At 39.1% G+C, this 6,434-nt stretch carries 7 protein-coding genes and 3 pseudogenes; 6 read left to right on the top strand and 4 right to left on the bottom strand.

The annotated features are described in order from the left end of the window. Positions 1-13: 13 nt before the first annotated feature. Together AB4623_RS18980 and tpx are read right to left on the bottom strand one after the other, a co-directional pair. On the bottom strand, positions 14-622 hold the full coding sequence (locus AB4623_RS18980; RefSeq protein ID WP_017082552.1) for a redoxin family protein: 609 nt from the start codon (positions 620-622) through the stop codon (positions 14-16). Between the two features lie 2 nt (positions 623-624). Then, positions 625-1,122, bottom strand: a complete 498-nt coding sequence (gene tpx / locus AB4623_RS18975) for a thiol peroxidase (protein WP_017082551.1) — start codon at positions 1,120-1,122, stop codon at positions 625-627. Positions 1,123-1,685: 563 nt separating this feature from the next. Between tpx and AB4623_RS18970 the strand changes: the two genes are divergently transcribed. Together AB4623_RS18970 and AB4623_RS18965 are read left to right on the top strand one after the other, a co-directional pair. Then, positions 1,686-1,883, top strand: a complete 198-nt coding sequence (locus tag AB4623_RS18970) for a hypothetical protein (RefSeq protein ID WP_102561088.1) — start codon at positions 1,686-1,688, stop codon at positions 1,881-1,883. A gap of 331 nt (positions 1,884-2,214) precedes the next feature. Then, positions 2,215-2,706: a hypothetical protein gene (locus AB4623_RS18965; protein ID WP_017082548.1), complete on the top strand. Its 492-nt coding sequence runs from the start codon at positions 2,215-2,217 to the stop codon at positions 2,704-2,706. A gap of 25 nt (positions 2,707-2,731) precedes the next feature. On the opposite strand, the pseudogene AB4623_RS18960 reads toward AB4623_RS18965, so the two are convergent. Beyond that, a pseudogene (locus AB4623_RS18960) lies at positions 2,732-2,916 on the bottom strand (IS110 family transposase); the annotation flags it as partial. Positions 2,917-3,008: 92 nt separating this feature from the next. On the opposite strand from AB4623_RS18960, the gene AB4623_RS18955 reads away from it, so the two are divergent. The 4 genes and pseudogenes from AB4623_RS18955 to tdh form a co-directional block, all read left to right on the top strand. After that, positions 3,009-3,413 carry a hypothetical protein gene (locus AB4623_RS18955; RefSeq protein WP_102257267.1) on the top strand — a complete coding sequence of 135 codons (405 nt, stop codon included), beginning with the start codon at positions 3,009-3,011 and terminating at the stop codon, positions 3,411-3,413. Between the two features lie 284 nt (positions 3,414-3,697). After that, complete coding sequence (locus tag AB4623_RS18950; RefSeq protein WP_157936388.1) at positions 3,698-3,838, top strand: hypothetical protein; 141 nt, start codon at positions 3,698-3,700, stop codon at positions 3,836-3,838. 64 nt (positions 3,839-3,902) lie between these two features. After that, positions 3,903-4,338: pseudogene (locus AB4623_RS18945) on the top strand (transposase); the annotation flags it as partial. 176 nt (positions 4,339-4,514) lie between these two features. Continuing rightward, positions 4,515-4,658: pseudogene (gene tdh / locus AB4623_RS18940) on the top strand (L-threonine 3-dehydrogenase); the annotation flags it as partial. A 128-nt stretch (positions 4,659-4,786) separates the two neighbouring features. On the opposite strand, the gene AB4623_RS18935 reads toward tdh, so the two are convergent. After that, positions 4,787-6,013 (bottom strand): DUF819 domain-containing protein, encoded by a 1,227-nt coding sequence (locus AB4623_RS18935; protein WP_017064792.1) that lies wholly within the window; start codon positions 6,011-6,013, stop codon positions 4,787-4,789. Positions 6,014-6,434: the final 421 nt, after the last annotated feature.

Here is a 6,434-nt window from a genome sequence, read left to right as displayed (position 1 = left end):
ATCTTATTGGTATCTAGCGGTTTTTTAACGCTATTTTTACGGCTCGCTCTAAACTAGGGATAGTTGTAAGTTCAGGTACTCTTTGGGTATAAATAATTTGGTTATTTATACCCACTACAATGATACTTCGACTAAGCAAACCTAACTGCTTAATTTGAGTCCCTGTATTTAGGCCAAACTTATGTTCTGAAGAGTCAGAAAGATATGTCGCCCCGTCAAGAGAGTACTCTTTAATGAACCGTTGTTGAGCGAAAGGAGTATCGGCACTCACTGCATAAAATTCAATACCTTGAAGTTTGTGACTGTTGTTTTCTATGTATTGAGAAAGTTCTATAGCTTGTTGAACACAAACCGGCGTGTCAACAGATGTTAATATGCTATAGACTTTGATCGATTTACTTTTCGCACTGGTATCATAGCTTCCTAAATCTGAAGTCAGCATCTTAGCCGAAGGCATTAAATCACCTACTTCTAATGGTGTACCAATCAGGTCAAACTTTGTGGTTTTATCAAGTGTGACGACTTGAGCCGCTCCAAACTCAGCATCGTCTTCAGTAGTTTCAAACTTTGCGAAGGCGTTTATTGAATATAGGGTAGCAGCAACAATAAGTAGTTTACGCATGATTATGATAAAGCCGCTAGTGCTGATTCATAGTTTGGTTCAGTAGTAATTTCAGAAACCAATTCACTATGTGTGACCATACCATCCTGACCAATAACGATAATAGCTCTAGCAGCTAACCCTTCAAGCGCACCTTCATTTAAGTTTACACCGTAGTTTTCAGTGAATGATGACTCTCTGAAGAAAGAAGCGGTTGTTACATTATCAATGCCTTCAGCACCGCAAAAACGGTTCATAGCAAATGGTAAGTCGGCAGAAACACATAATACGATTGTATTGTTTAAATTAGCGGCTTTCTCGTTAAATGTACGAACGCTTGCAGCACAAACTGGGGTGTCAATGCTAGGGAAAATATTTAATAAGACATTTTTCCCTTTTAGGCTTTCTAAGGTTAGGCTATTTAATTCTTTGTCGCAGAGAGTAAAACTTGGTGCTACTTGATTAGGTTTAGGAAATAGACCTGAGATTGAAACGGGGTTACCTTGAAAAGTTATAGACATGTTAATACCTTTTTATTGTTTATTTTTTGGTTAGAAATTATTGAGCGGCGAGATAGTAATTTGATATTTATAAATAACAAATCCGATGTGTTTTATTCTATTTGTTATTATTTAAGATTCTAATAAATAAGATGTTAAGTCCTAAATGCCCATTGTTTTAGTCCGATTTGAATGGTTTGGTTGGTGTATGATTTAATTTTTTCTGTGGAGTTTCTGAAGAGTGTTCGTATTTAGGTGTGTTTTCGAAAATTAAATATTATTCATAGGGAAAGAACGTGGTTTTTTACGTTGTTTTTTGATTCTTTAACGATGAGCGAGCTGTATTCAGGAATTAGTATTCATTCCTAAACAAAGAACCCCCAGTCATGCTGTTTTAGTTGGTCAACTTTCAAAGACAGCGTGACTTCTTACATTTACAATGAAATTAGACCATAGATTAAATTCATTGTTATATTTTGATAGTTTCTAACTATCCTATACCACGATTTTGCAGTCACGCTCGCTAGTCCTGTTGTATATAATCTTGAAAATAAAGACAAAACTGACAATCGAAACACAGGGAAATGAAAAAAACATTTGCACTTGCACTCGTTATTTCGACTCAGATCTTAGCGAATGGCTTTCCAGCCAATGATTATGAATGGAAGTTAAATGTTACTGAAGACTGGGCATACATTAAAGCAGACAATGGATTAACTATGGTTGAAGATTTTGAACAAAAAGCCAACGCTGAATTAGATGAATTAGATGAATTAGATTAATTAGATTAATTAGATTATTCATTCATGTTAGTTACCCATATAGAAGAAAATGGATAAATTCATATTGCGCAACTATTAACACCAGCAGTTGACTGTCGAGACAAAGCGGGTAAGAAGGAAAATATGAAACCATTTGATATAAATGGAAAGGTAGTGAAAATGGAAAGTTTTTGTGCGAATTAATATACGTCATTGACATATCCATTAACAAATTTAGGAAGAAAATATCTAATAAATGAATTGAAGAGAAAGAATTTTATCACCTTCAACTCATGGAAATATTCAGCGAGAGGGTTCACAAAAATTTTCAACACTATGAAAAAAAACAACAATGCCATTTGAAAACAAATATGCTTACTTCTTATATACTCCTTTGCTGTTCTGGAGTATAAATGCGTTTTCCGTTCAACTTACATATGCAGACGAAGTTTCTGCGTTTAAAGCCGCAGGCTATAGCTTCGATGGCAAATCTTGGCGTAGTAATTGTCAGGAATTTCGCTTCACCTCATTGGGTGAAATAACTGTTGTACGAGATTTGAATGGTGATGATCAGCCTGAGGTGATTATCACAGAAAGTAATACATATTGTTATGGAAATACTGGCTATCACTATACTCTCGTCAGTAAATGGAACAATAGTAGTTGGAAGCTAATCACCAGTGGAGTTGGAATACCGAATTTTATAATTACTCAGGAACCTCACGGTTGGCCGGATATTGAGATAGGCGGCCCGGGTTTTTGTTTTCCTGTCATGCGTTGGAATGGCCGTAATTATGTATTTAGTCGGTATCAATATAACGAGGCTCCTTGTTCTCTACAATAATTCACGATGCTACATTAACAAAGCCCCAATAATGTGCACCGCAACACGCTTCACCGCCTGTACGCATGAGTGGCATATTTGTTATTGTAGTCAGTAGTTTAGAGCGGGTTACTACTTATGAAGTATGACCTTACCATTTTTGTCTACGGCATGGTGGCTAAAGTGGTTTTTGGCTATGTCGATATCGAAGAAATAAGAATAATCAGACATGGTGCCTCGATGCAATTAGTTACCACATAATTATGGCAGAGCCTCGGAAGTGGGAAGCCATGTCATTCTTTATAAGTATTAAGGGTAAATAAGTGAAAAAAGTTCTATTTCTTTTGCCATTGGCATTTAGTTTAAATGCAGCGGATAGCGCGAATTACGATGAGAAACGACGCTTGTTCTGCGAGTTGACGTCAATTAACCCATTGCTAAGTGATTTGGGAAAAGGGGATGTGAGAGATGGTTGGCTTCGAATCCAAGATGATATGTATTATTCCATAGAAATTGGTGGCTGGGTTATGTTGCGTTATGGTTCAAATGACGGCGTAAATATATCAAATACAAAAAATAGTCTTTATATTAAGGATTATGTCGGACTGACGAAATTTGATAAAAAGACAGGCAAGGTGACAATGAATTATTCTACAAAAGATATGTCACAAAAATTAGTGTGGTCATGTGATGTGGGCTTGAATCAGCCAAATAATAGCGAAATGTAATACTGATAACAAACGTATTAGGCGCTGCCGGATCCCCTAATAACTTCCCCAATCCTGCGTTTGCAATATAAAGCTACTGGTGAGGTGTCTACCTATCTTGGTGATTCTGAAGTTGTAGTGTCAGCGGGTTTGAAGGAAGAACTATCAATTTAGCTAAAAAGGAAGATGAAAAAGCAATTGAGGATCGTGAATAAGAACAATCAGATGTGGACTCTGACGATGAGTCAAACAATGCTGAGATCCAGCGCTCGGTGTTGACGAAGCAACTGAGATGGTAGCCGAGAATGAAAAGGAAAAAGGAGGATGTGGATAATCCATATATGGACTCTTATCCACATCCTCCAGACATTCCACAAGAAGTTACACCGCTGGGTGTTGTGGAGGGTATGTATAACTTTGATGATGCAAGCGGCTTTGTTGCGTAATTCGAGGGAACTAAATCTACAACCTACACTCTGTTCAGCAACACTCACTTTTCCTCGTAGCCTCATATCTAAGCCTCGTTACAAAACAACCAAATGGAAGCAATACAACCCGAGCACTCATTAAACGTGGTTCTCTGACTCTTTGGATTGATGAGGAATCCATAAGCGGGTGGTCCAAAGCATGCAAAACCGGCGTGGTAGACCACGTCGGTTTAGTTATTTAGCGTTTAACACTGCCGCTCATGGTGAAGCGAGTCTTCTCTATGCCACTGGGGGCTTTACAATGATTTATCTATTCAATATTTAGGCTAGCCAACTTTCCGTTAAGTTGTCCGCATTAGACCTGCCTCAGTCGTGGAGCAAAGTAAGTTGAGGTCTCATTTAGTACTAAAACGAGAGGAGCAAGTCAGGACCAAGCCATTGATGCTACTGGCCTTAAGGTTTACTACGAAGGTGAGTGGAAAGTCAAAAAAACACGGGACGGAGGGCAGCGTAAAGTTATTTTAATTATATATTTCTTTTGCTTGGTCAAAGAAGCTGGATTGGAAGTAAGACGAGAAATAGGCTTATTGTTGACCTTATTTTTATCTTGGAGAGAAAAATTTGTCGCCAGTTTGTCGCCATTAGTAATTTTATTTTGTGGTAAGTGTCTGTTTTAAATTAACTTTTCTTATCGTTGTATACAATGGCTTCACTAATCCAATCAGGCCTAGATCTAACACCAATCATTACTCACCACTACAAAGTGGACGACTTCCAGAAAGGCTTCGACATGATGCGCTCTGGTATGTCAGGTAAAGTAATTCTTGATTGGGAATAAGCTTTAGCTGAGTAACAAGATATTAGAAAGGCGACAGTTTTTACTGTCGCCTTTTTTACATCTCGGAACTCAAGAAAATGGGCGATATGATCAAGGTTCAGTTGCCCATTTTTTACAGCAATGAGTTGTTAACCCAATGCAGCAGCCTGCATGATTAGGCCACAGATGTAAGCGCCGTATGTACCGAGTGCGTAACCAAGTACAGCCATTAGAATACCTACTGGAGCTAATGCTGGGTGGAACGCTGCCGCTACGATAGGAGCCGATGCAGCACCGCCGACGTTAGCTTGGCTACCTACTGCCATGAAGAACAGTGGTGCACGGATTAGCTTTGCCATCACAATCATGATAATCGCGTGGATGGTTAACCAAGTGATACCGATGAAGAAGTAGCCTGGGTTATCCAAGATAGCTGTGATATCCATCTGCATACCAATAGTGGCAACTAGGATGTAGATGAATGCAGAGCCCACTTTAGATGCGCCACTGTGCTCAAGGCTGCGTGTTGATTTGAAGCATGAAGCAATGAGTGCAAACGTAGTCACCATTACGATTAACCAGAAGAATCCAGAAGTCAGGCTGTATTGCGCCAGTTCAGGAGCATTAGTTGAGATCCATGGTGCGATAATGTCGCTAAAGAAGTGTGCTAAGCCCGTAAGGCCAAACGCAATCGCAGTGATCTTCATTAGATCCGTTGTCGTCGTCGGACGCGCGTTTTCTTCTTGGTACTTAGATACGGTTTCTTTTAGGTCTTCGATAGATGAAGTATCGGCTTTTAACCATGCATCAATCTTCTTCTGACGACCTGCCATGATAAGCAATATTGCCATCCAAATATTGGCACAGATTACGTCCACAGTAATCATCGCAGAGAACAACTGATCGTCAACTTCAAATACTTCTTTCATTGCAGCTTGGTTTGCACCACCGCCAATCCAAGAACCTGCCACCGTTGTTAGACCACGCCATACATCACCCGATACAAGGCCAGGATTTATTTGGTCGATGATCAAGATAGCCAATGGGCCGCCAATGATAATACCGACAGTACCGGTTAGGAACATGATGACGGCTTTTGAACCTAGTCCAAAGATCTTGCGCAGATCTGCAGAGATGATCAGTAGAACGAGTGCACTCGGAAGTAAGTAACGGCTTGCAACAAAGTACAGTTTAGAATTCGAAGCATCGATTATGCCGAAGCTGTTTAATAAAGAGGGAACAAAGTAACAAAGCAATAGACCCGGAACGAACGAGTAGAATTTTTTCAGTGCGCTATTTTGGCTACTTTCCGTGATAAAAACACCGCCAAGAATAACAGCTAACATGCCCATTATTACAGCATCATTAGTAATCATTATTATATCTCCTTTAAGGTGAGCGCAAAGGTCTCACTTTTTTGAATTGCAGGACTATACCGACAACCGCCATTCGTTACAAATTGTAACGATAGACATATTTTGAAATGTTTATGTTAATTTTGATGGTTTGAATTTGTGAATGTCGTGCGTTATTTATTTGATTGATGAATGAATCTGTTAGGGGTTTTGCGGCGTATTTCGATATATGCAATGTAATTCAAGCCTTAGAGAGTGGTCGCTAAGAATTGGGTGGGTGCTTGAATGGTAGGAATGAGTGCATATATAGCCATGTTTTTGGTGTGGTTTATGCGGGGTGGGAATGTTTCAATAATGTAAAAATCGAATCCACTTTTGCCATGTGGTCAGAAATTAAAAATTTTAGCTAGATCACACAAATCTTTCGGATTAAGAGTTTCAG

This window comes from Vibrio sp. 10N.222.52.C12, from assembly GCF_041474215.1.
GTDB classification, from domain to species: Bacteria; Pseudomonadota; Gammaproteobacteria; order Enterobacterales; family Vibrionaceae; genus Vibrio; species Vibrio crassostreae_C.
The sequence above is the reverse complement of the archived record's forward strand: the minus strand, read 5'-3'. Positions and strand labels throughout refer to the sequence as shown.